The organism is Pseudomonas sp. 2822-17, assembly GCF_002742485.1.
Taxonomy (GTDB): Bacteria; Pseudomonadota; Gammaproteobacteria; order Pseudomonadales; family Pseudomonadaceae; genus Aquipseudomonas; species Aquipseudomonas cyclaminis.
The window spans coordinates 1-722 of the sequence record NZ_LJRZ01000283.1 but is presented as its reverse complement, the minus strand read 5'-3'; the positions used below and the strand labels follow the sequence as shown (position 1 = coordinate 722).

Here is a 722-nt window from a genome sequence, read left to right as displayed (position 1 = left end):
CAGCAGATCGTCAGCGCGTGGAACGCCACCACCACCCACTACCCGCTCGACCACAGCGTCCAGCAATTGATCGAAGCCCAAGTGGCCGCCACGCCCGATGCGCCGGCATTGGTGTTCGGCGACCATCAACTGAGCTATCGCCAGCTCAACCAGCGCGCCAACCAACTCGCCCACAAGCTGATGGAACTGGGCGTCGGCCCGGATGCACTGGTGGGCATTGCCACCGAGCGCAGCCTGGAGATGGTCATCGGCCTGCTCGCCGTGCTCAAGGCCGGCGGCGCCTATGTGCCGCTGGACCCGGAATACCCGCAAGACCGCCTGGGCTACATGATCGAAGACAGCGGTATTGGCCTGCTGCTGACCCAGCAACACCTGCTCACGCAGTTGCCGATCCCCGCCGCGCTGCCGGTGCTGGCCCTCGATCAACTGGACGTCAGCAGCTATGCCGACACCAACCCGCAAGTCGCCGTTGACGGCGAAAACCTCGCCTACGTCATCTACACCTCAGGTTCCACCGGCAAGCCCAAAGGCGCCGGCAACCGGCATGCGGCCCTGACCAACCGGCTGTGCTGGATGCAGCAGGCCTATGCCTTGACCGCCGACGACACCGTGCTGCAAAAGACCCCGTTCAGCTTCGACGTGTCGGTGTGGGAGTTCTTCTGGCCGCTGATGACCGGCGCCCGTTTGGCCGTTGCCGGGCCTGGCGACCATCGCGATCCGGC

The 722-nt window shown here is 65.4% G+C and carries 1 protein-coding gene; it reads left to right on the top strand.

Annotated features, from left to right (window positions below; translation table 11 throughout):
• The coding region (locus tag AOA60_RS03940; RefSeq protein WP_143522380.1) for an AMP-binding protein at positions 1 to 722 on the top strand (722 nt) is incomplete at both ends.